This is a genomic window from Demequina capsici (genome assembly GCF_032102965.1).
GTDB lineage: Bacteria > Actinomycetota > Actinomycetes > Actinomycetales > Demequinaceae > Demequina > Demequina capsici.
In genome coordinates, this window is the sequence record NZ_CP134880.1 from 295,938 (window position 1) to 319,236 (window position 23,299).

General features: G+C 70.4%; 20 protein-coding genes and 1 tRNA gene. 6 read left to right on the plus strand and 15 right to left on the minus strand.

The genetic code is table 11. From position 1 onward, the window contains the following. Position 1: 1 nt before the first annotated feature. The 4 genes from RN607_RS01495 to RN607_RS01510 form a co-directional block, all read right to left on the minus strand. The gene (locus RN607_RS01495) at positions 2–1,777 is read right to left on the minus strand and encodes a BCCT family transporter (RefSeq protein ID WP_313543869.1); all 1,776 of its coding nucleotides are present in this window, start codon (positions 1,775–1,777) and stop codon (positions 2–4) included. Positions 1,778–1,903: 126 nt separating this feature from the next. Then, positions 1,904–2,752: an aldo/keto reductase gene (locus RN607_RS01500; RefSeq protein WP_313543871.1), complete on the minus strand. Its 849-nt coding sequence runs from the start codon at positions 2,750–2,752 to the stop codon at positions 1,904–1,906. A 47-nt stretch (positions 2,753–2,799) separates the two neighbouring features. Further along, the gene (locus tag RN607_RS01505) at positions 2,800–3,675 is read right to left on the minus strand and encodes an alpha/beta fold hydrolase (RefSeq protein ID WP_313543873.1); all 876 of its coding nucleotides are present in this window, start codon (positions 3,673–3,675) and stop codon (positions 2,800–2,802) included. 80 nt (positions 3,676–3,755) lie between these two features. Continuing rightward, positions 3,756–4,160 (minus strand): hypothetical protein, encoded by a 405-nt coding sequence (locus tag RN607_RS01510; RefSeq protein WP_313543875.1) that lies wholly within the window; start codon positions 4,158–4,160, stop codon positions 3,756–3,758. 110 nt (positions 4,161–4,270) lie between these two features. On the opposite strand from RN607_RS01510, the gene RN607_RS01515 reads away from it, so the two are divergent. Then, positions 4,271–4,996, plus strand: a complete 726-nt coding sequence (locus RN607_RS01515; protein WP_313543877.1) for an SIR2 family NAD-dependent protein deacylase — start codon at positions 4,271–4,273, stop codon at positions 4,994–4,996. An 81-nt stretch (positions 4,997–5,077) separates the two neighbouring features. Further along, positions 5,078–6,571 (plus strand): sucrose phosphorylase, encoded by a 1,494-nt coding sequence (gene gtfA, locus RN607_RS01520; protein WP_313499098.1) that lies wholly within the window; start codon positions 5,078–5,080, stop codon positions 6,569–6,571. A 36-nt stretch (positions 6,572–6,607) separates the two neighbouring features. On the opposite strand, the gene RN607_RS01525 is transcribed toward gtfA, so the two are convergent. From RN607_RS01525 to RN607_RS01560, 8 genes are all read right to left on the minus strand, one after another. Continuing rightward, positions 6,608–7,921, minus strand: a complete 1,314-nt coding sequence (locus RN607_RS01525; RefSeq protein ID WP_313499101.1) for an MFS transporter — start codon at positions 7,919–7,921, stop codon at positions 6,608–6,610. Positions 7,922–8,056: 135 nt separating this feature from the next. Further along, positions 8,057–8,647 carry a thymidine kinase gene (locus RN607_RS01530; RefSeq protein WP_313499104.1) on the minus strand — a complete coding sequence of 197 codons (591 nt, stop codon included), beginning with the start codon at positions 8,645–8,647 and terminating at the stop codon, positions 8,057–8,059. A gap of 61 nt (positions 8,648–8,708) precedes the next feature. After that, positions 8,709–8,781 (minus strand) — tRNA-Lys (locus tag RN607_RS01535). 205 nt (positions 8,782–8,986) lie between these two features. Continuing rightward, complete coding sequence (locus RN607_RS01540) at positions 8,987–11,824, minus strand: beta strand repeat-containing protein (RefSeq protein ID WP_313543879.1); 2,838 nt, start codon at positions 11,822–11,824, stop codon at positions 8,987–8,989. A gap of 154 nt (positions 11,825–11,978) precedes the next feature. Continuing rightward, positions 11,979–12,887 carry a phosphotransferase gene (locus RN607_RS01545; protein ID WP_313543881.1) on the minus strand — a complete coding sequence of 303 codons (909 nt, stop codon included), beginning with the start codon at positions 12,885–12,887 and terminating at the stop codon, positions 11,979–11,981. A gap of 90 nt (positions 12,888–12,977) precedes the next feature. Next, on the minus strand, positions 12,978–13,292 hold the full coding sequence (locus tag RN607_RS01550) for a branched-chain amino acid transport AzlD family protein (RefSeq protein ID WP_313543883.1): 315 nt from the start codon (positions 13,290–13,292) through the stop codon (positions 12,978–12,980). Next, positions 13,289–14,071, minus strand: coding sequence for an AzlC family ABC transporter permease (locus RN607_RS01555; protein ID WP_313543885.1), 783 nt, complete (start codon positions 14,069–14,071; stop codon positions 13,289–13,291). The genes RN607_RS01550 and RN607_RS01555 overlap by 4 nt, the downstream gene beginning before the upstream one ends. A gap of 61 nt (positions 14,072–14,132) precedes the next feature. After that, positions 14,133–14,522 carry a DUF2218 domain-containing protein gene (locus RN607_RS01560; RefSeq protein WP_313543887.1) on the minus strand — a complete coding sequence of 130 codons (390 nt, stop codon included), beginning with the start codon at positions 14,520–14,522 and terminating at the stop codon, positions 14,133–14,135. Positions 14,523–14,924: 402 nt separating this feature from the next. On the opposite strand from RN607_RS01560, the gene msrB reads away from it, so the two are divergent. Both msrB and RN607_RS01570 read left to right on the plus strand, forming a co-directional pair. Beyond that, positions 14,925–15,389, plus strand: a complete 465-nt coding sequence (gene msrB / locus RN607_RS01565; protein WP_313543889.1) for a peptide-methionine (R)-S-oxide reductase MsrB — start codon at positions 14,925–14,927, stop codon at positions 15,387–15,389. Continuing rightward, a complete protein-coding gene (locus tag RN607_RS01570) occupies positions 15,390–16,019 on the plus strand; it encodes a hypothetical protein (protein ID WP_313543891.1) in 630 nt (209 codons plus the stop codon). It abuts the gene before it with no gap. Here the strand turns inward: RN607_RS01570 and RN607_RS01575 are convergent. From RN607_RS01575 to RN607_RS01585, 3 genes are all read right to left on the minus strand, one after another. Then, complete coding sequence (locus RN607_RS01575) at positions 16,016–16,678, minus strand: TetR/AcrR family transcriptional regulator (protein ID WP_313499124.1); 663 nt, start codon at positions 16,676–16,678, stop codon at positions 16,016–16,018. The two genes, RN607_RS01570 and RN607_RS01575, sit on opposite strands and share 4 nt — an antisense overlap. Positions 16,679–16,993: 315 nt before the next feature. Then, positions 16,994–17,968, minus strand: a complete 975-nt coding sequence (locus tag RN607_RS01580; RefSeq protein ID WP_313543893.1) for an NUDIX domain-containing protein — start codon at positions 17,966–17,968, stop codon at positions 16,994–16,996. After that, positions 17,965–20,193 (minus strand): RNA degradosome polyphosphate kinase, encoded by a 2,229-nt coding sequence (locus RN607_RS01585; RefSeq protein ID WP_376784206.1) that lies wholly within the window; start codon positions 20,191–20,193, stop codon positions 17,965–17,967. The genes RN607_RS01580 and RN607_RS01585 overlap by 4 nt, the downstream gene beginning before the upstream one ends. Before the next feature lie 251 nt (positions 20,194–20,444). On the opposite strand from RN607_RS01585, the gene RN607_RS01590 reads away from it, so the two are divergent. Next, complete coding sequence (locus RN607_RS01590; protein WP_313543896.1) at positions 20,445–21,404, plus strand: ABC transporter ATP-binding protein; 960 nt, start codon at positions 20,445–20,447, stop codon at positions 21,402–21,404. Continuing rightward, positions 21,401–23,062, plus strand: a complete 1,662-nt coding sequence (locus RN607_RS01595; RefSeq protein WP_313543898.1) for an efflux permease Rv1217c-related protein — start codon at positions 21,401–21,403, stop codon at positions 23,060–23,062. Before RN607_RS01590 ends, RN607_RS01595 begins: the two co-directional genes overlap by 4 nt. Positions 23,063–23,299 lie beyond the last annotated feature (237 nt).

Sequence of the window (23,299 nt, forward strand, 5' to 3'; positions counted from 1 at the left end):
GTCAGTCCCTCCGTGGCTCCTCCTCGGCGGGGATGAGGGTCACCACCTGGTCGTCGTCCACGTGCTCGTAGGCGACCGCGCCGCGCGCCGGGGGGCCCTGTGCGGCGGGCGCGTCGGGTGGGTCGGCCTCGGCATGGGGCTCGAGGCCCCGTCGTCGTCGCCACCGGATCCGCGTGCCGCGCATATCGATCTCCGTGGTGGTCGGCTCGAGCCCGAACTGGTCGCCCAGGCGGGTGGCGATGCGCGCCACGAACTCCTCGCGGCTGGCGCGCACCTGCCTTCGGCGCTCGGCGGCGAGCGCGCTCAACGTGGAGATCATCATCATGATCATCACGGCGGAGAAGGGCAGCGCGGTGAGGATCGCCGCAGTCTGCAGCGCGGTGAGGCCCCCGGACACCATCAGCGCGATGGCGACCGCTGCCGTGGTGGTGGCCCAGAACACGCGGATCCACGCCACAGGCTCCTCGTTGCCGCCGGTGGTCAGCATGGACAGCACCAGAGCGCCGGAGTCGGAGGACGTGACGAAGAACAGGGCGATCAGGATCATCGCGCCGACGATCGCCACCGAGCCCGCAGGCAGGCCCTCCAGCAGCGTGAACAGCGATCCCTCGACGTCCACGGATCCGTCGGCGCCCACCATGCCGCCCTGACCGTAGAGCTCACGGTAGATCGCCGAGCCGCCGAGCACCGCGAACCACAGGAACGTGAGCGACGCAGGCACCAGCAGCACGCCCCAGACGAACTCGCGCACGGTGCGACCCTTGGACACGCGCGCGATGAAGACGCCCACGAACGGTGCCCACGAGATCCACCAGCCCCAGTAGAACGTGGACCACGATGCCTGCCACTCGCGACCGGCCTCGCCGGCGAACGCCGACGTGTCGAACGCCATGGAGATGAAGCCCGACAGGTACGCGCCGATCGACTGCACGAACTCGCTGAGGAGGAAGCCCGTGGGGCCCGTGAGCAGCACGAACAGGAGGATCGCGCCCGACAGCACCAGGTTCGTGCTGGAGAGCCACTTCATGCCCTTCTGCACTCCTGTCACGAGCGAGAAGATCGTCACGCAGGTGATGCCGACGATCAGCCACACCTGGGTGGCGATCGTGGGGCTGGCGATGCCGGTGCTGTCCAGCCCGGCGGACAGCTGCAGCACCCCGAACCCCAGCGAGGTCGCGAGGCCGAAGAGCGTGCCGACCACGGCGGCCACGTCGATCGCGTCGCCCCAGCGTCCCTTGACCCTGTCGCCGAGCAGAGGCTCGAGCGTCCAGCGGATGGAGACCGGCCGCCCGCGGCGGTGAACCGCGTACGCGACGGCCAGGCCCACGACGATGTAGATGGCCCACGCGTGCAGGCCCCAATGGAGGAACGTGCGCGCCATCGCCTGCTCGGCGATCTGGTCCGGCGTGCCCTCGACCCCGGGCGGTGGCGACACGAAGTGCGACAGCGGCTCGGACACCCCGTAGAACACGAGGCCGATGCCCATGCCCGCCGCGAACAGCAGCCCGTACCAGCTGAAGTTGGAGAAGGCCGGCTCGTCGTCGTCCTTGCCCAGCACGATGTCGCCGTACTGGCTGAAGCCCAGGTAGAGCACGAAGATCACGAAGATCGCCGCGATCAGCACGTAGTACCAGCCGAACGCGGAGATCACCGTGTCGTTGAGGGTGGCGAACACGGACTCCGCGGCGCTCGGCCAGATCAGCGCGAACGCCACGAACACGAAGATGATCGCGGCGGCCGGCCAGAAGACCGCCTTCGCCAGGCCCGCGCGTGACATGTGCTCTCCCACGCGCCCTGCCCCCTTGACCGCCATGCGACCCCTGCCTCAACGCCGATGCGCCCTCACCTCGGGGCGCTCTAGTCGAAACCTAGCCCGGATGCGTCACCGCGGCACAGGTTGGCGTCACATCTCCTGATGCGTGTCGGGGTCGCCGTCGAAGAGTCGGCCATCGTCCCTGGTCATCGCGGTGATCGCCGCCACCTCGTCGGGCGTGAGCTCGAAGTCGAAGACGTCCAGGTTCGCGGCCTGGCGTGCGGGCGTCGCGGACTTGGGCAGCGGCAGCGACTCCAGCTGAAGGTGCCAGCGCAGCACCACCTGTGCGGGGGTGACGCCGTGGGCCTCGGCGGCGGCGGTCACAGGCTGCTCGTCGAACGGTGCCTTGCGCTTGCCGAGCGGGCTCCACGCCTCGGTGACGATGCCGAGCCGAGCGTGGGAGTCGCGCAGCGCCGCCTGGTTGAACCACGGGTGCATCTCCACCTGGTTGACGACGGGCGTCACGCCGGAGTCCGCCACGATCTGGTCGAGCAGGGCAGGGGTGAAGTTGCTGACGCCCACCGAGCGCACCAGGCCGCGCCTCTGCGCCTCGACGAGCGCGCGCCACGCGTCCGTGTGCTTGCCGACCATGGGGTTCGGCCAGTGGATCATCATGACGTCGATGCGGTCCAGGCCCAGTCGCGCGAGCGATTCCTCGATGGAGGCGAGCGCACGCTCGTAGTCGTGGTGGCGGCCGGGAAGCTTGGTCTGGATCGTGAGCGCGTCCCGGTCCAGTCCCGACTCGGTCAGGAAGTCGCGCGCCGCCTTGCCGACGATGCCCTCGTTCTCGTAGTTCACGGCGGAGTCGAGCAGCCGGTAGCCGGCGTCGAGCGCGGTGCGGACGGCGCGGTAGCCGTCGTCCCCGACCAGGGGATACGTGCCGAAGCCGAGAGCGGGGATCTGGTAGCCGTCTGACAGGGTGCGGGTCGGGATGCTCATGGGGCCACGCTATGCCACCACAGGGACCGCGCGACCCACGAGTCGCCTCAGGCCGCCGGGTCGGTCGCCGCGTGCGCCCCCAGCCACGCGGTCAGGTCGTCGAGGACCTCCGCCTTGTTCGTCTCGTTCACCAGCTCGTGCCGTGCACCGGGGTAGACCTTCACGGTGACGTCGGTCAGGCCGGACCGCTGGCGGTAGTCGCGGGCCAGGTGGTCGATGGACGACGGGCCGCCCAGCGAGTCGTCCTCGCCCACCATGAGGAGCAGGGGCAGATCCTTGCCGAGCTGTCGGGACGGGCGTCCGAGCAGCCTCAGCGTGTCACGCAGGCCGAAGAGCCGCAGGAGCGGCACGTCGGTGGTCAGAGGGTCGGCCTTGAAGGCCTCGTGGACTGCGGGGTCGCGGCTGAGCCACTCGACGCCGGTGGTGCCCAGATGCTTGTGGCGCGCGTTCAGGCTGCCGCCGTTCATGTGCAGCAGCGTGCGGTGCGCGGAGCCGAGCAGCACTGCGGCGTCGTAGTCGGCGGCGTGCGTGTTCAGCAGGATCTGCGCCATCAGCGAGCCCCACGAATGTGCGACCAGCGTCAGCGGCAGGCCCGGGCTCTGCTCCCGGATGAGGCCCGTCAGCTGGTGGACGGCGGCCACCGCGGCACGGTGCCCGCCCGGGCCCAGACGGCCGAGCTGCGCTGCGTCTCCGCCGTGCTGCTCGAGGCCCGTCCGGCCATGGCCGCGATGATCGTCGGCCCAGGTGGTGAATCCGGCGGCGGCGAGCGCCCGGCCCACGTGCCCGTATCGGCCGGAGTGCTCGCCCACGCCATGGAGGAGCTGGACGACGCCTCGGGGGCTCTCCGCCTCCCACACGCGAACGTGGATGCGGACACCGAGGGCGTCGGTGTAGTCCATGTCCCTGCTCGCGTCGTCGCTCATGACGGCACGATAGCGCCAGGGGTGGACTCGGGTGCCTGGTGGCGAGCGCTCACGCAGGCGAAGCGGCGAACGATGCCCGATCATGCTGCCACCATCCAGGAGGAGGCGGACGTGGCCGCGTCGTCGGGCATCGCATCCGTGTCGCCGACCGGCTCGAGCGTCGGCTCGGTGCCGTTGAGGGCGTTCGCTGCGGCGAACGTCAGATCCAGATCCCACACCGCGACCGCCTCGAGCGTCGTCGCGTCCGCGAGCTGCGGGCGGGGGTCCCCATCATGGTCGCCGTCGGCGGCGGGCGCCGAGGAGGCTCCGTCCGCGAACGTGTACACGCTGCTGGTGGTCGTCGCCGTCGCGTTCGCAGGCTGGTCGACGGACGAGGAGACGGGATCCGACGGGCGTTCGCCCGTCGCCGTCGAGCACCCGGCGATCACGAGGACGCCGACCGAGGCTGCCGCCACTGCGGCGAGAGTGCGGTGCGTGTTTCTCATGACCTCAGTCCACCCGCGGATCCTCACAGTCTCCTGGGAGGGAACAGTGAGATGGCGCCGAGGTCACGGATCGGTAAAGGCAGCTGGCGCGGCGGTCGTAGTCTCGAACCGTGACCACTCGTGTGACCGTCCTGACGGGGGCGGGCGTGTCCACCGGCGCGGGCATCCCCGACTTCCGTGGACCCCGGGGCGTGTGGACCCTGCGACCGGACCGCGCACGCCTGCTCGAGATCGACGTCTTCATGAACGACAGGGCGTTGCGCGAGGAGGGATGGCGCGACTGGCGTGAGCATCCTGCCTGGCATTCGCATCCGACCGACGCGCATCGGGCCCTCGCGCGGCTGGGTGAGGCGGGCGTGCTCGAAGCGCTGCTCACCCAGAACATCGACGGCCTGCACCAGGCAGGCGGGTCCCGGCCCGCAGACGTGATCGAGCTCCACGGCGCGCTCGGCACCACGTCGTGCATGGTCTGCGGGGCAGGGCCGATGGCGACCGCCGACGTGCTCGCACGGCTCGACACCGAGCCCGACCCTCGTTGCGCAGGCTGCGGAGGGATCCTCAAGCCCGACGTCGTCTACTTCGGCGAGCCGCTGCCCCCGGCGGCCCTGGATCGCGCCGTGCGTGCGGCGGAGGCGTGCGACGTGATGGTCGCCATCGGCACGACCCTGACCGTCTTCCCCGTCGCCTCCCTGCCCGGCGTGGCGCTCGACTCGGGCGCGTCCCTGGTCCTCGTCAACGCTGAGCCCACCGCGTACGACCGCTACGCCGACGAGGTGGTCCGGGAACCCATCGAGACCGCGGTGCCCTCGCTGGTGGAGCGCTGGCTCGACGCCTGAAGCCGAGAGCGCCGGCTCGACGTCGGGTCGCGCCGCCCGGCGTCTTCCACCATGCTGGACGGGAGGGAAGGCGAGGACGCGATGGAGCGACCGGACGAGCGCGTGCAGCTCATCACCTACGCGGACAGGCTCGCGGGAGACCTGCCCGGCCTCGCGGCGCTGCTGCGGAGCGAGCCCTTCGACTCGGCGTTCGCGGGCGTGCACATCCTGCCGTTCTACACGCCGTTCGACGGGGCCGACGCGGGATTCGACCCGATCGACCACACCACCGTCGACCCCCGGCTGGGCACGTGGGACGACCTGCGCGACCTGTCGACCACGCACATCACGATGATGGACCTCATCGTCAACCACGTGTCCTCAGGATCCAAGGAGTTCCAGGACGTCGTCGCGCGAGGGCGCGAGTCCCGGCACGCAGACCTGTTCCTCACGCTCGGCACCGTCTTCCCCGACGGCGCCACCGAGGTGCAGCTCGCCGCCATCTACAGACCCCGCCCAGGCATGCCGTTCACTCCCATGAGGCTGGGCGGCGAGAAGCGGCTCGTGTGGACCACGTTCACGCCGCAGCAGATCGACATCGACGTGCAGTCGCCCAGCGGGCAGGCCTACCTCGACCGCATCCTCGCCAAGGCGGGGGAGGCAGGCGTCTCGTTCGTCAGGCTCGACGCCGTCGGCTATGCGATCAAGGTGCCTGGCACGTCATCGTTCATGGTGCCCGAGACGTTCCCCTTCATCGAGGAGTTCACGCAGAGGGCCCGCGCGCGCGGCGTCGACGTGCTGGTCGAGGTGCATTCCTACTTCCGTCGTCAGATGGAGATCGCGTCCAAGGTGGACCTGGTCTACGACTTCGCTCTGCCGCCCCTGGTGTTGCACGCGCTGTACACGGGAACCGGCGCCGTGCTCAAGCACTGGCTGGACATCCGCCCCCGCAACGCCGTCAACGTCCTCGACACGCACGACGGCATCGGCATCATCGACGTGGGTCCGTCGTCCGACCCCGGCGGGGGGCCGGGGCTTCTCAGCGACGCCCAGATGGACGAGCTGGTCGAGGGCATCCATGAGCACTCGGGAGGCACCTCGCGCGAGTCCACCGGCGCAGCCGCGTCTAACCTTGACCTCTACCAGGTGAACTGCACGTTCTACGAGGCGCTGGGCAAGGACGACCGGCGCTACCTCGCCGCCCGCGCCATCCAGCTCTTCACGCCCGGCATCCCGCAGGTCTACTACGCGGGCGCGCTCGCGGCCTCCAACGACATGGACCTGCTGCGAGCCACCGGAGTCGGCCGCGACATCAACCGGCCGTACTACGACCAGCACTCGCTCGCGGCGGCCCTCGCAAGACCTGTCGTGAAGGCGCTGCTCTCGCTGTGCGCCTTCCGGAACGAGCTGCAGGCCTTCGACGGCGATGCGGACGCGTCGCTCGACGGGTCCGTGCTCACGATCACCCGGCGGGGCGAGCGCTGGTGGGCGAGCCTGTCGGTGGACCTGGCGACCGCGGCGACCGTCATCGAGTGGGAGGGGCCCTCGGGGCCCGGCTCCACCGAGGACCTGCTGGAGGATCCGCCGAAGGTGTGAGCGCGAACGCCGCGGCGTCAGGCGCGACGCGGCGGGTCAGCGTTCGCGGAACCGTTCCCAGACCTCGCGGACGGTGGGCACGTGCACGCCGTCGGCCGCCATGACCAGGCGGGTCTCGCGACGGCTCCTCACCACGCCCACGACCCCGATCAGCCACGGGATCAGCAGCGCGGTGAAGGCCCAGCGGTACTCCCCGAGCGTGTAGCTGGTGGTGCCCGCCGGGGACACGAGCTCGAGCACGGCGCCGACCAGCAGGATCGCGATGATCGAGGCGACGAAGCCTCCCATGTTGACGAAGCCCGTCGCGGATCCGGCCTTGCCCTGCACCGCGAACGAGCGCGCGAAGTCCATGCCGACCAGCGACATCGGGCCGCCCGCGGCGATCACCATGACGAAGATCACCAGCTCCCACAGCGGGCGCGGCGTGGACGGGACGAGGACCACGATCCACGCGAGCGCGGTCAGCGATGCGCCACCGAGCACCAGCCACGAGCGCCGCATGGGGTGCTTGGCCGTGAGGGCTCCGATCACGGGCCCCACCGCGATGTTGGTCAGCACCATGCAGGTGAGCAGCAGGCTCGCCTCGGCGGGCGTGCGGCCTTGGCCGGTCGTGAAGAACGGGACGCCCCACAGCAGCGCGAGGGTGTTCGCCGAGAAGGGGCCGATGTAGTGGGACCAGAATCCGAGCCGGACGCCGGGTGTGGTCCAGTGCGTGCGCAACGCCTCCGCCACAGACGTGCCCGTCGGCCGCTCCTCGTCGGTGCCGAGCGTGGGCCGCACGAGCGTCCACCACGCGAGGACGGCGGCGCCCACTCCGACTCCGGCAAGCACCAGGAACGTGGGGCTCCACCCGCTCGCATGCAGCACGAACGCCACCGGGATGGCGGTGGCCAGCTGGCCTGCCTGGCCGATGAGCCCCGTGACCTGCAGCATGACGGGCACGCGCTGGGGTGGGAAGTGCTGGCCGACCAGCTTGGTGGCGGCGATGAAGATCGGTGCGTCACCGGCACCGATCAGCAGGCGGGCCACGAGGGCCCAGCCGTAGCTGGGGGCCAGCGCCATGAGAAGCTGACCGACCGCCATGACGAGCGAGCCGGCGACCATGATGCGGGCCGGGCCCCATCGATCGATCAGGACGCCGGCCGGCACCTGCATCCCGGCGTACGCGGCGATCTGGAGCACCGCCAGCATGGAGAGCGCCGTCGCCTCGACCGCGAAGCGGTCAGCCGCCTCGACGGACGCGACGCCCAGGGCCGTGCGGTGGATGACCGCGACGAAGTACACCGCGGAGGCGATGCCGAACACCACCCAGGCGGTGCGCTTCTGTGCTGGGGTGCGGGCGTCGGTCATGGTGTCCTCGTGCGTCGTGGTCGGTCTCTCGACCCGGCGGCGCTGGAGAGTCCTTCGTCAGGCTACGCCCGCCGACCTGGGACCTCGTCACCCTCGCAGGGTCCGGTCGGCCCCAAGTGGACCACGGGTGCGACGTCACGCGTGGCGGACGGGACCGACCTTCTGGATGTAGCAGCGTCCGCACAGGGACTCGTACTCGGCCTGCTGGCCGTCGATCGCGACCTGTTCGCCGTGGCTGACGAACTCGCCGTTGATGCGGCGGCCGTTGAAGACGGCCTTGGAGCCGCACCGGCAGATGGTCTTCAGCTCCTCGATGGCGTGCGCGATCTCCAGCAGGCGCAGCGACCCGGGGAAGGAGTGCGTCATGAAGTCCCCGCGGAGGCCGTAGCACAGCACCGGAACGCCGTGCATGACGGCGATCTCGTACGCCTCGTCCACCTGGGCGGGCGTGAGGAACTGCGCCTCGTCGACGAACACCGCATCGATCTGATCGAGCTGCCGGTAGGCCCGCAGCTTGTCGAGGAATGACTCGTCTGCGCCGAGCAGGACGTCGACCGAGCGCTCCACGCCGATGCGGGACTGCACGGACTCGCCGGCCTTCGTGTCGATGCCTGGCTTCACGATGACCGGGTGCTGGTCCCGCTCCTCGTAGTTGTAGGCCGCAGTCAGCAGCAGCGCCGACTTGGACGAGTTCATCGCGCCATAGCGGAAGTAGAGCTTCGCCACCGTGTGATCCTCCCTGGGATGTCGGGGCCATCGTCACGGCGTGCGGCGCGTGCGTGGTTCGTGGGCCCCGTGGGGCTCGAACCCACGACCTACGGATTAAAAGTCCGCTGCTCTGCCAACTGAGCTAGAGGCCCGCCTGCAATCGTAGCCGGGGCGGCTCGTCGGCCGGAATCATGCCTGGCAGGCGGCATGTCCAGACCCCACCGGATGCGTCCGGACGCGAAGGCGCCGAACCCGTCCGTGATGCAGAAGCAGCAGCGCGGCCCCGGGATGAACCACTCGGGCTGACGCCGTCGCGTCACGAGGTCACGCGCCTCACCCGTCGGCCGCACGAGCGAGTCAGGCGGCCTGTCGACGGCGTCGCCACGCGAGCAGCCCGATGCCGACGGCGAGCAGGCCGAGCAGCGCTCCGAGCAGCGGACCGGTGCCGTTGGCACCGGTGGTGGCGAGCGCGTCCGTGGCTCCGGCCGCCTCCGTTCCCCCTGCCGACGCGGCCGCCGCCGGGGTGACCTCCACCAGGTAGGTGACGCTCGCGTCGCCCAGGGTGGCGGTGATCACGTGCGGGCTGGCGTGCGGGAACGTCACGGTGAGACCGGCGATCACGTCGGTGGCGATCGAGCTGGTGAGCACCACGCGGCTGGTGTCGATCGGGTTGGCGTGGTGATCCACGCCGGTCACCGTGAACGTCAGCAAGCCGCCCTGGTCCACGCGCCCTGCGGAGGGCGTGAGGGTGAGCATCGCGTCCGTCGTGGCGTAGACCGTGGTGTCCGCCGAGAGCGAGGTGTCGGAGTCGAGCCACGCTCCCGAGCCGTCCGCCTCCGTGTTCCAGGCGTCTCCCGTGGGCGGGGCCGGCAGCGTGCGGTAGCCGGCGTCGAACGTGGCCGCGTAGACACGTACCGGGTCGACGGTGCTCGTGGCCCCGCTGAACGTGACGAGGTAGTTGCGGCCGCTGACGCTCACGCCCACCAGGGACTCGTCGAGGGCGATGACGCCGGCGTTGGCGATCTGGCCGGCCCCGGAGATCGAGGCGCCCGTCGTCGGGTCGGAGGTGGTGCCGAGCAGGCGGCCGGACGACGCGATGGTCACCTCTGGCCCGACCGCGTTCGAGTCCGCGACCACCAGGTCGCCCGACGGTACGTGAAGCGTTCCCGCGAGGGCGAGCGAGCCGAAGTCGGTGCCGTTGCGGCCGGCACCGATCGCGGAGCCTCCGCTCACGTCGGAGGCGGTGACGTCCGCTGCGGCGTCGATCGTGATGTCCGCTCCGGCGCCGCCGTAGCCGCCGCCGATGCCGGAGGCTCCCGCGCCCGTTGCGGTGACGGTGCCGCCGTGGATGGTCACCGTCCCGCCGTCGCCGAGGTAGCCGCCGCCGATGCCCGCACCGGTGGCTCCGCCCGTCGCGGACACGGTGCCGCCGTTGATGGTGATCGTGCCAGCGGACGAGTGGTCGCCGCCGCCGATGCCGGCAGCGTAGGTGCCACCCAGCGCGGTGACGTCGCCGCCGTCGATCACGAGCGCGGCGGACGACTCCACGCGGATCGCTGCACCGGCACCTGCCGACGTGTCCGCGACCAGGATGCCGCCGCCTTGCGAGTCGTCGATCGTGAAGGTCGTGTCGCCGCTCACCAGGATGGCGGTCGCGTCGAGGCGCTGTCCGTGGAGGTCGAGCGTCACGTCGCATCCGATCGTGATCGCGTCGGTGACGGCGATGTCGCGGTCCAGCGAGACGACGCTGCCGTCGGCGCAGGACGCGAGCGATGCCTGCAGCACCGAGGCTGGCGTGACCGCGAAGAGCGAGAGGTCGGAGCTGAGCGTGGTGTCGGCCGCGACGATCTGGCCCGAGCCGTCGGGCGCGGTCATCCAGGAGGTCCCCGCGGGCGCCGTGGGGAAGGTGCGGTAGCCGGCGTCGAAGGACGCGGCGAAGACCCGCACCGGGGCCGGGTCGGCGCCGCCCTGCGAGTCGAAGCTCACCAGGTAGTTGTGGTCGGTGATCGTCACGCCGGCACCTACCTCGGACGCCGCGAGGGCGATCAGGCCGTGGTTCACGATCGTGCCTGTCCCCGCGAGGAGGGTGCCAGAGGTGGCTGAGCCGACCGTCGGGTCGGCGACGGTGCCGAGCAGCCGACCGGTCGAGGCGACCGTGAACGACGTTCCGGGTGCGTCGTCGAGGGTCAGCGAGCCTTCCACCACGTGAAGCGTGCCGGCGAGGTCGAAGGTGCCCCACGATGCCGCGTCCACGCCTCCGCCGATCGTGGCGTCCGTTCCCGACACCGTGACGTCCGCGCCTGCGCCGATCGTCAGCTGGGGTCCGTAGGCGAGCCAGCCTCCTCCGATCGCGGCACCGTTGCCCGGGGACTCCGCCGTGACCGTGCCGCCGGTGATCGAGATGGTGCTGGTGTTGCTCGACATGCCGGTGCCGATCGCCGCGGCGTTCGCGCCTCCAACCGCCCGCACTGTTCCACCGGAGATGAGGATGGTGGTGCTGAAGGCGGTCTCACCGCCGCCGATGCCTGTGCCATCCGCGCCGCCGTACGCGGTGACGTCACCTCCCGTGATGCTCACGGTGGAGACGGACGAGAGGTTGCCGCCACCGATGGCCGCGCCGCCGGTCCCGGCATGCGCCGTCACGGTGCCGCCGTTGATGGTGATCGGCGACGCGACTCCGCTGAGGCTGCTGCCGATGCCGGCGGAATGGGAGCCGCCCAGCGCGGTGACGGTGCCGCCGTTGATGGTGATCGGCCCTGACGTGCCGCTGGCTCCGCCGATGCCTGCGCCGTTGTAGCCGCCCTCTGCGAGGATCGTGCCGCCGTCGATCACGAGCTCGGCGTCAGCAGGAACGGAGATCCCGGGCGAGCTCGTGCTGAGGCCGGAGGTATCGAGGCGTCCAAAGCCGACGGAGTCGTCGATCGTCAACGTGCTGCCGGCCGCGACCGCGAGGGTGTCGATCGACAGGGTGCGGCCGTTGAGGTCGAGCGTGAGGGAGCACTCGACGGCCACCGAGATCGCGTCGATGATGCTGGCGCCGAGCGCGACCGTGTCGCCGTCGCTGCAGGAGGCGCTCGAGGTCGCGTCGATCAGCTGGGCGGAGGTCGTCACGTTCGAGGTCGCGGCGTCGGCGACCTGGCTCGTGGCGCCGACGATCAGCGCTGCGACGGCGGTTGTGGCGAAGAGACGGCGCATGGATCCCCCTTGATGCTGCGACGTCGACACTCCCGTCGCCACGGTGACGCGCATGGACGGCACCCGACGTTGATAGGTGACGAGTCAACTGATTTGCGACAAGTCAACCCCACGAAGCGCCGCAGCACAACCCTCCGGTACCACGAGATCCCTGCTAGCGGACCAGGCCCAACGCCTCCAGCGTCCGCCACGCCATCCGCTGGGTCACCTCGCGCGGCGACAGCGCCATCCCCACCGCTTTGCTCAACCCGATGCCCCGCGCTCGCGCGACGAACGCGTCGTCCACGCGGCCCGTCTCCTTGTCGTACGCCGCGAGCACATCCTCGACCCCCGCCGCGGGCATCAGCGCGTGCGTGAAGCCGACGTCCACCGCCGGGTCGCACATCGCCATCGAGCCCCAGTCGAAGATGCCGCCGAACGCGCCCGCGTGGCTCAGGACGTTCGCGCCATGCAGGTCCGCGTGCGACCACACCCACTCGGCGTTCGGCGCCGCCGCAAGCGCCGCCGACCACAGCTCCAGCGCCGCGTCCGTGTCCAGCCGCTCGCCATGCGGCCCGCCGGACTCGTGCGCCCTCAGCACGCGCTCCGTCGTCTTCGGGTCGCGGTCCGCCATCGGGATCGACTGCTCGATGTTGAACGGCGCGTCCGCCGGGGCCACGGCGTGCACCTGCGCCAGCGCCCTGCCCACGGCAGCCCCCGCATCCGCCAGGAGCGGCACCTCGTCGGCCGTGTCCCCAGGGATCCAGGTGATCACCGCCCACGGCCACGGATACCCATGACCCGGCTGCCCGTGCGCCGTGAACTCCGGCGAGGGGAACTCCCACGCGCCGCGCAGCTGCGGCACCCAGTGCATCTCCGTCTGCAGGAACGTCACTGCGGGCTGCGTCCGCGGCAGCCGAACCGCGAGCGAATCGCCCAGTCGGAACATCGCGCAGTCCCAGCCGTCGAAGCGAGGCCCGAGCGGCAGATCCGCCAACTCGGGATGCTGATCCGCCAGCAGCGCCGCGACAGTCCGCGGCGTGATCGACGGATGCGCGGGCGGAGGGACGGTGTCGAAGCTCACCACGACGACGCTAGCAGCGGCACCGCTCACACGGCAGGCGATGACGCCGAACGACACCCGCGTACCCGATGTCCACAGCCGGGTCCCTGTTCAGACGCCGGCGAGCAGCAGCGCAGCGAACACGACCGCGCCGGCTGCCATCGTCACCCCCGAGGAGCGCCGCCACAGCGCCACGCCCACAGCCGCCAGGGCCGCGAGGTGCCACGCGCCGAACGGCCGCCACGCACCCTCGTCGAGCAGCAGGGAGTTCGCGACGATCGCAGCCATGGCCGCCGGGCCGACGAGCTGGAGCGCCTGCTCCACCCGCGGCGGGATGTCGCGGTCGCGGCCGAAGATGACGATGCCGCTGATGCGGATCAGGTACGTGCCGATCGCGGCGGCGGTGAAGATCAGGAAGGTGGTCATTCGCCCGCCCCCGCATCGTGCGCGAGCCCGTCGTCGGGCACGGCGCCACCGCTTCGGCGGCGCGACGGGACGAACGATCCGACCGCGATGCCCGCGAGGGCGCCCGCGAGCACGTTCAGGCCCCACGGCAGATCCTTCGCCAGCACGACCACCAGCGTGGAGACCGCCACGGCGACCACGCCGGGTGCGTCGCGCAGCCCGGGAACCAGGACCGCCAGGAACATCAGGGGCACGATGAACCCGATCTGCCACGCGTCCGGGATCACCGGGCCGAGCACGATGCCCGCGACGGATCCGATCACCCACACGACCACGAACGGCAGGGCTCCCCCCACGATGAACCAGCGGCGCCGCACCGGGTCCGGGTAGCGGTCGGCGTGCTGCAGCGCCACCACCGCGGCCTGGTCGGTCATCAGGTGCGCGAGGCCCAGCTTCCAGCGGGTGGGGAACGCGGCGAACACCGGCGCGAGCGCCGCCGAGTACAACGCGAACCGTGCGTTGATCACCAGCGCGGTCACCACCGCGATCACGGCCGGGGCATGGGAGCGGATCGCCTCGATGATCGCGATCTGGCTCGCGCCGGCGACCACCGTCACCGTGGCGTACGTGCCGACCCAAGGGTCGATGCCCGCCACACGGATCAGCGCCCCGAACGCCATGCCGAACAGCGCCGAGCCTGGCATCAGAGGCGCGATCGACCGGAGCCCGTCCCAGGCGTCGGCCCACTGCTGCGGCGCGATGCCGAACGTGGAGCGGCGGGCCGGGGAGGCGTCGGTCATCGCGCCAGTGTGGCACGGGCGCCAGGTGCCGCCAGGGGCGTCGGCGGCACCGGCCGCGACCTCAGCCCTCGGTCGGCTGCTCCGCGTCCCGAGCCGCCCGGTCGGCGGCCCGCCTCGCGTTCATCTCGGCTCGCAGCGCCTCGTATTCGTCGAGGAACGTCGCGTCGTCCCACACGCACACCAGCTCGTTCTTCTCGCCGAACCGCTCCAGGTGGTTCTGAGTCACCGCCATGAGTGCGAGCAGGTCGTCCTGAGTGGGCGCGGTGACGGCGATCTCGAGCGCCGTTCCCGTGCAGGTCAGGGTCGCGACCGAGCCGCCCCGGACGATGGTGCCGATGCCCGTGTCGGCGTCGAAGGCCGTGTCCAGCTTGCGGCCCAGGTGGCTGCACAGCTGCTTGGCGTAGCGGGCGGCGCGATCTGTCGCCGCGCGGCCTGTCAGGGTGGAGGTCATGCTGTCTCCTCGCGGGTCCGGGTGTCCGATGCCACGGTAACGCCTGCGCGTCGTCCCTGGTCGCCGGCGATCTTCCCCGATCTGGGAACAAACCGTGAGCCCTGGCCGTCATATTGCAGTACCGTCCGGCGAGAGCCGCCCGGGACCTGATCGTTGTCGTGGCCATACCGTTCTCCGCCCCCCCTTTGGAGAGCGGCTTCCCACACCGATGGCAGTCCCGAGCCGCAGCGATGCGCGTGCCGCCTACCCCCCCTCAGTCGGTGGGCTCCGCCGGGCGGTCGCCGGCTCTGCAGGATCCGCTCCAAGCCCCTCCGCACCCCGCCTCGGTCCTCCGGGGAAGACCAAGGATCGGTCAAGCGTTCACCTGGTGGCGCGTACGCTGGTCATCGGAAGGAGCCACACGTGACCTCTCGCAAGATCGTCAAGACAGACGCCGAATGGCGTGCCCAGCTCAGCGACATCGAGTTCCAGGTGCTCCGCATGGCGGGCACCGAACGCCCCTGGACCGGAGAGCTGCTCGAGGAGAAGCGCTCCGGCGTGTTCACCTGCCGCGCCTGCGGCGCCGAGCTGTTCCGCTCGGACACCAAGTTCGACTCCCACTGCGGGTGGCCGTCGTTCTTCGACCCCAAGAACTCTGACGCGGTGACGCTCATCGAGGACCTCAGCCACGGCATGGTGCGCACCGAGGTGCGCTGCGGCGAATGCGACTCGCACCTGGGCCACGTGTTCCCCGATGCGCCTCAGACGCCCACCGGCGACCGCTACTGCATCAACTCCGTGAGCCTCGACTTCACGGCCGACGAGGACGCCGTCCCCGCCGCACGTGCGGTGCCCGCCGACTTCGGCGCCTCCGATGGGGACATCTGAGTGGCTGAACGGCGCTTCCGGCGGCCCGCCATGCTCGACATGGAGGAGGCCGAGCAGATCGAGGGGGACATCGATCCTGCGGACCGCGCCCTGATCGCCCACGAGACCGCTGCCGCGATGGTGTCGCAGGCACGCGCCTCGCAGGACCCTCAGCTCGTCGACCGGCTCGTCCACCTGGTGGACGAGGAGGGCATCGACACGGTCGCGATGCTGTGGTCCAAGGCCGAGCCGCACACGCTCCCCGGGTCGCTGTGGCGCCTCTACATGATCCGTGAGTGGGTCAAGCACGATGGTGAGACCGTCGCGCGGTCGTACCACCGCGGCGTGCACGCCGCGCACGTGCGGCACGCGATCGCCGGCGTCGAGGACCCGCCGGGACCCGAAGAGGTCCAGCGCCTGGCGGACGCGATTCTGTCCGGCGTGTATGCGGGCGACCTCGCGGTGGCGCTCGAGCGCGCAGGCGCATTCTGCCGGGTCGTCGCCACGGGTGCCGCCTTCGAGGCCGAGTCCGACGAGGGCCATGCGGATGCCCGTGCGCATCGCACGACGCTGCGTGCGGCCCAGCTGCTGCGCACGGGCGAGGACCTGGAGCTCAATGCGCGCATGTGGCGCGAGGAGCGGCTCGACTAGCTCCCGCTGGGGGAGGCGGGCGCAGCGTTCGAGCGGTGCGTGAGCGCGTGGAGCGTGAAGCGGTTCGCCTCGACCGTGGGCAGATCGCTGCGCACGCCGTCGACCCGCAGGCCGTCGAGGAACAGCATGATGACGCGTCGCAGCGCGATGCGCTCGTCGCCCACGGGCCGTCCCACCAGGCCGCCGATCGCGTAGACGGCCAGGACGATGTCCGACAGCGTCACGTCGTCGCGGAGCTTGCCCTCGGCGCGGGCCCCCTGGACCACGGTGGTCAGTGCGCCGATCGTCTTGGCTGCGGGCATGTATTCGGGGTCCAGGTCGTACATGAGGCGCATCACGGTGCGCTGGCCTGGCGAGTCCGCCACCGACAGCGCGGTGATCTCCACGATCCCCGCGAAACGCTCCCACGCGGTCGGTGCGTCCGGAAGCTCGGCGACGTGCTCCATCAGGTTCTCGACGGCGCGGTCGTACATGGCGCGGATCAGCGAGTCATGGTCAGGGAAGTGCCGGTAGGCGGTGCCGACTCCCATCCCGGTCGCGGCAGCGAGCTCGCTCACGGAGATGTCTCCGTCCCGGGAGCCGAGGATGTCGAAGGCCGCCGTCAGAAGGCGCTCCCGGTTCGCGATGGCGTCCCTGCGGGGTCGTCGTGTGCGTGACATCGCTTCAGTCTAGGAGACTGCTTCGCGACCGCGTGACACCCCCGTGTTCGCCCTGCTTTGTCATGGTTCGTCCCGCGCGTCGGATGTTCGCGATCCGCCGAACCGCACCCGTCTGGCGTGGGTCGGGGTTACAGTTGAGTAGACGTCGGACCGTGGTAGCCCCGGGCTCCAACACCTGCCGCCACGAGCGGCCATTGCGCCGACTGGCGCTCCCGGTCCGACGTCTTCTCATGTCCCGGCTCCCGGCTCCCGGCGCTCTCGCGCGATCCGAGCGACGACCGCGGCTCCTGTGGGCGACAGCCACGAGCTTGGTCGCTACAGGGGAACCTGCAGTCCGTGCGTCTCGACGGCGATGATGCGCGGACCGGACGACGTGGGCTCCACGTGAGCGACCAGCACACCGCCTGCGGGAAGGTACGGGTTGGATCGAGGCAGCGCACCGCGCGTGTACCAGCGGGTGGCGGAGCGGACCATCTCGATGACGGTGGGAAGCGTGGGCCGGTGCACGCTGACGACGCGTGAGACGTCCTTGTCGAGCAGCTTCTGCAGCAGGACCGCGGTGGCGAGCGGACGTTCGGCGTGCCCCGGCTCGGTGAGCTGGTCGTAGGTCTTCACGGTGATGCCTGACGCCTGGGCGAACGGTCGCACCGTGGCCATGCATCGTTCCGCGGGGGACGAGGTGATGCGCGCGACCCCGAACGCCGCGAACAGCGGCACGAGCTGGCGGGCACGCTCCTGGCCGCGCTTGGTGATGGGCCGGGTCAGGTCGCTGCGACGCCACGCCTTGCGACGTCGCGCGCGTGCATGCCTGGCGATGATGAAGGCCCTCGTGTCGAGACGCTCGTTTTCGTAGGCGCTCACCAGTGCCTCGAGCGGCCGAAGGTCGTCCTTGAAGGTGATCCGCGAGTGCGCCTCGTCGATCGTGAGCCACGCTGTCCTGTCGATCTCCGCCTTGTCCACCGGAGAGACGGGCGGCCGTGCGGCGACGGCATGGCTGTCCTTCGCGGCGACGCGTGCCGCCCAGTACTTCACGACCTTCGTCTTGTCGCCGGCGATCGGGTAGCGGAGGGTGGGAAGCGGCTGTCCGAGCACGACCTGCTTGCCAGTCTCCTCAGCCACCTCGCGGATGGCACAGGCGGGCAGCGTCTCGCCTGGATCGAGCTTCCCCTTGGGCCACGACCAGTCGTCGTACCTGGGGCGATGCACGGCGAGCACCTGGAGCTCGTCCTTGCGTACGCGCCACACCAGGGCACCAGCGGCGACGACGGTGCCAGGCGGGTACCGCTTCACTTGCCGCTCCGCCTCCGTTGGGGCTGCCGTTCGATGTACAACGACTGCAGGTCCTTGAGCGGGCGGCCCTCGGCGTCGGCCCTCATGGCCGTCCACGAGCCGTCGGAGTCGAGCTCCCACGCGCCCACCTCGGCGGACATCGCGAGCTCCACGTTCTCGAGGAGCATGGCGACCTGGGTGGGGTCGACGATCGTGACGAGCGCCTCGATGCGGCGATCGAGGTTGCGGTGCATCAGGTCGGCTGAGCCGATGAAGACCTCGGGCTCGCCCCCGCCGCCGAACGCGTAGATGCGGGAGTGCTCGAGGAAGCGGCCGAGGATGGACCTCACGCGGATGTTCTCGCTCAGGCCGTCGACGCCAGGGCGCAGCGCGCAGATGCCTCGGATCACCAGGTCCACCTTCACGCCCGCCTGCGAGGCGCGGTAGAGGGCGTCGATCACCTTCTCGTCCACCAGGGAGTTGACCTTGATCTGCACCCAGGCGTCCTCGCCGTCGGCCGCGCGCACCGCCTCGGCGTCGACGCGGTCGATCAGCCCCTGGCGGATGCCCGTGGGCGCGACGATCAGGCGGCGGAACTTGGCCTTCGGCGCGTAGCCGGAGAGCTGGTTGAACAGCTTGGTGAGGTCGGAGCCGACGTCGGGGTCCTTGGTGAGCAGGCCGTAGTCCTCGTAGAGACGCGCGGTGCGGGGGTGGTAGTTGCCGGTGCCGATGTGGCTGTACCGCTGCAGCCCGTCGTCCTCCTGGCGGATCACAAGCGAGAGCTTGCAGTGCGTCTTGAGGCCGACGAGCCCGTACACCACGTGCACGCCCGCCTGCTCGAGCTTGCGGGCCCACGAGATGTTCCGCTGCTCGTCGAACCGCGCCTTGATCTCCACGAGAGCCAGCACCTGCTTGCCGTTGCGCGCCGCCTCGATGAGCGCGTCGACGATGGGCGAGTCGCCAGAGGTGCGGTACAGCGTCTGCTTGATGGCCAGCACCTTGGGGTCGTTCGCCGCCTGCGCGAGGAACGCCTGCACCGACGTGGAGAACGAGTCGTACGGGTGGTGCAGCAGCACGTCGCCGCGGGTGATGGCGGCGAAGATGTCCATCTGCTGGGCGGTCTCGACCGGCGCGAGCTTGTGGTGCGTGGTGGGTCGGAAGGCCGGGAACTGGAGCTTGGGGCGGTCCAGGTCGGCGATGACGTTGAGGCCGGTGAGGTCGAGCGGCGCCGGGAGGTGGAACACGTCCATCTCGGTGATGCCCAGCTCGCGCACGAGCAGCTCGCGGATCTTGGGAGGCAGGTTCTCGGCGACCTCGAGCCTGACGGCGGGGCCGAACCGGCGGCGCAGCAGCTCGCGCTCCATGGCCTTGAGGAGGTTCTCGGCGTCGTCCTCCTCGACCTCCATGTCCTCGTTGCGGGTGACGCGGAACGTGTAGTGGTTCACCACGTCCATGCCGGGGAACAGGTAGTCGAGGTGCGCGGCGATGACGTCCTCGAGCGTGACGAAGCTGCGAGGCTCGTCGGGCAGCGCTGAGGCGTCGACCAGTTGGCTGGGCCGGCCCTTCGTGTCGACCGACAGGAAGCGGGGCAGGGTCTCGGGGACCTTGACCCTGGCGAAGTACTCCTTCTCCGAGTCGGGGTCGCGGATCTCGACCGCCAGGTTGAGCGAGAGGCCGGAGATGTAGGGGAACGGGTGCGCCGGGTCCACTGCGAGCGGCGTCAGCACGGGGAAGATGTCCGAGCGGAAGAGCTTGCGCAGGCGGTTCTGCTCGTCGTCGCCCAGCTCGTCGTAGCGCACCAGGTGGATGCCCTCACGGGCGAGCTCCGGCAGCACGCTGTCCTCGAACACCACGGCGTGCTCGTCCATGAGCTGGTGCGCGCGGTCCGTGAGCGCCTCGACCAGGCGGGTGGGGCTCATGCCGGTGGCCGACGGGACGGCGAAGCCTGCGGCGATGCGGCGCTTGAGGCCGGCCACGCGGACCATGAAGAACTCGTCCAGGTTGGACGCGAAGATGGCAAGGAAGCGCGCCCGCTCGAGCAGCGGCGTCGCGGGGTCCTTCGCGAGCTCGAGGACGCGCTGGTTGAAGGCGAGCCAGGAGAGCTCGCGGTCCAGGTAGCGGTCGTCCGGGAGGTCGTCAGGCATGTCGTCGTCGATCATCGGCATCGTGAGCGTCTCGTCGGAGACGATCGCCACCGTGGACCCGGGATCGGGGGCGGGCTGGGGTCCGGCCTCTGTGAAGTCCATGCTGTCCGACATGCTCCTTATCGTTGCACGGGGCGGGGGCAGGGGCGACCCCCTTTTTCAGGCAGGATCCGCTGGGCGTCACGAGGGCGCGGCCTGTGGACGACCAGCGCGGCCGCACCGATGCGACCTCTCGTCGGACTCGTCCTTGAGAATGATGCTCGACCGTCGCGTCGTCCACTACAACTGGAGGAAGGACCAACGGCGGCCCAGCCGGCCCGTGCCGGGACCCGCCGCGGCCGGAAGGAGTGGCGATGACGCCCGTACCGATCGAGATCGACGGACTCACCAAGAGGTTCGGCGACGTGGTCGCAGTGGACGATGTCTCGTTCGACATCGGAGCAGGGGATATCTTCGGTTTCCTGGGCCCGAACGGCGCGGGGAAGTCCACCACGATCCGTTGCCTGCTGGACCTGATCCGCCCCACCTCAGGCGCATGCCGGGTGCTCGGCCTCGACTCGCGCAAGGACGCCGTCGAGATCCGCCGCAGCCTCGGCTTCCTTCCGTCCGACCTCGCCATGTATCCCAACCTCACGGGCCGCCAGACCCTCGAGTTCCTCGCGCACCTGCGCGGCGGCGTCGACTGGGCATGGGTCGACGAGCTGTCCGCACGCCTGGATGCCGACCTGACGCGCCGCGTCGCCGAGTACTCGTCGGGGAATCGCCAGAAGGTCGGCATCATCCAGGCCTTCATGAACCGCCCCAAGGTCGCCGTGCTCGACGAGCCGATCACCGGCCTCGACCCGTTGGTGCAGCTCGAGTTCCACGCGATGCTCCGCGAGCACGTCTCCGACGGCAACACCGTGTTCCTGTCCTCCCACACCCTCTCAGAGGTGGAGCGCGTGACCGACCGTGTCGCGTTCATCCGCCGCGGCCGCCTGATCGCGGTCGAGAGCATGGAACACCTGCGCGCCAAGGCCGTGCGGCGGCTGCGACTCGAGTTCGCGGTCCCCGTGCCCGCCGAGGAGTTCCTGGGCATCGCCGGCGTGCACGAGGCGACGGCCGACGGCGCGACCGTCACCCTGCAGTACGAAGGATCGATGGCGCCGCTCCTCAAGGCGGCCACGAACCGGGAGGTGCTGTCCGTCGAGTCCGGGTCGATCGACCTTGACGAGATGTTCCTCGAGTTCTATCGCGACGAGGCGGCCGACGAGGTGGCCGACGAGGTGGCCGACGAGCGCGGCGTCGAGGCCGCGAGGCACGGGGGCGCATGATGCTGCTCCAGACCCTGTACCTCAAGTCCCTCCGCGACCGCTGGCTGGGTGCGGTCATCGGCGTGCTCGCCCTCACCGCCACCGCGCTCATGAGCATGTGGGCGTACGCCGGCGTCGGCGACTCGGTGATCAGCTTCTTCGACCAGATGCCCGACTTCTACCGCACGACGATCGGCCTCAGCTCCAGCGGTGGCGTGACCACGCTGATGATGAGCATGATGCTCAACTTCCTGGGCCCCTTCGTGATCGCCGGCATCGCCATCTCCCTCGGCGCCGCGGCGATCGCGGGGGAGGAGCGCACCGGCACCCTCGACATCCTCACCACCGCCCCTCGCTCCCGCCGGCGCCTCCTGTGGTCGAAGACCGCCGCCATGATCACGGTCCTCATCGGCGCGAGCCTTCTCAGCTGGGCGGGGTACGCGCTCTCCGTGGTCGTGTTCGGCGAGAGCCTGGCGGGCGTCGACGTGGGCGCCGCGACCATCCACGTGCTCGCGGTGGCGCTGCTGTTCGGCGCGATCGCGCTCGCGGTCAGCACCGGCACCGGGCAGCAGGCGCTCGGATCCGGGGCTGCCGCCGGCGTGCTCGTGGTGTCGTTCCTGCTCTCGGGGATCCTGCCGCTGATCTCCGGATGGGAGGACTGGGCCAGGATCTCGCCCTGGTACTACATCGGTCACGGACAGCCTCTCGACAACGGTGTGCAGTGGGCGCCGGTGCTCGTGATCACCGGTATCGCGATCGCGCTGATCGGCGTCGCCTTCGTCGCTCTCGATGCGCGCGACCTGAGGTCGGGCGAGGCACGCCTGCCGATCCTCGAGCGGATCACGTCGGACCCGCGGGTCGCGAGGGCGCTCGTGATGCTTCGAGGACGGTCAGGCGCGCGGGGCGTCGTGGGTCTCACGCTCGCCGAGGGTCGCGCCGCGCTGATCGTCGCCGGCGGCGGCATCTTCGTGATGTGCGCGGTGATGGGCTTCCTGTTCCTCGCGATGTCCGACTTCGTCGGGCAGTTCGCGGCGTCGTTCCCTGACTCGATCATGGCGCTGGTGGGGTTCGCCGACTACTCGACGCCAGAGGGCTGGTACTCCGGCGAGGTGCTCAGCATCGTCGCCCCTGTGGCGGTGGCCGTGGTCGCGATCGGCCGCGGCACGAGCCTCGCCGTCGAGGAGCGGACGCGGCGGGCGAGCCTGATCTTCGGCAACCCCGTCTCGCGAGTGGCCGTCGGGTGGCGCAAGCTCGCGGCGACGGTGCTGGCCTCGTTCGCCGTGGGAGCGCTCGCGGGAGCGGGCATGGCGCTGAGCAACCTGTTCGCAGGGCTGGGGATGAGCTGGGGCAACATCGCCGCGGCGGCCCTGCTGCTGGCCCTGCTCGGGGCGACCCTGGGCGCGGTCGCGTTCCTGGCGGGCGCCCTCACCGGCGATCCCGCGATCGCGAACGCCGCGGGAACCGGCGTCGCCGTCGTCGGCTGGGCCATCGCCTCCTTCGCGGGGATCAATGCGGCGCTCGAGCCGTGGGCTCGGCTCTCCCCCTTCTTCTACTACTCGTCGCACCTTCCGCTGGAGAACGGCCTGACCTGGTGGCATCCCCTGGTGCTCGCGGGGACGACGGCGGTGCTCGGCGCGCTCGGCGTGTGGGCCTACACGCGGCGGGACCTCAAGGGCTGAGGCGCGCTCCGTCCCTGCGCCCGGGGCTGATCGGGCGCACCCGGGTGGCATCGGGTGCCGACTCATGTGGCATTCGGGCGCAGGTCACGATTTGGACACGCTGAACGGAGCGGGCGACCGGCCATGTTTCGCGCAAGTTAACAGTCTCTTCATCGCACCGTTGAGCAGCGTTCACATGTGCTACCAAGGAGGTCCGCGCGGCCGTGGGGGTTCGCGCGCACGCCTCATCGATGAGAG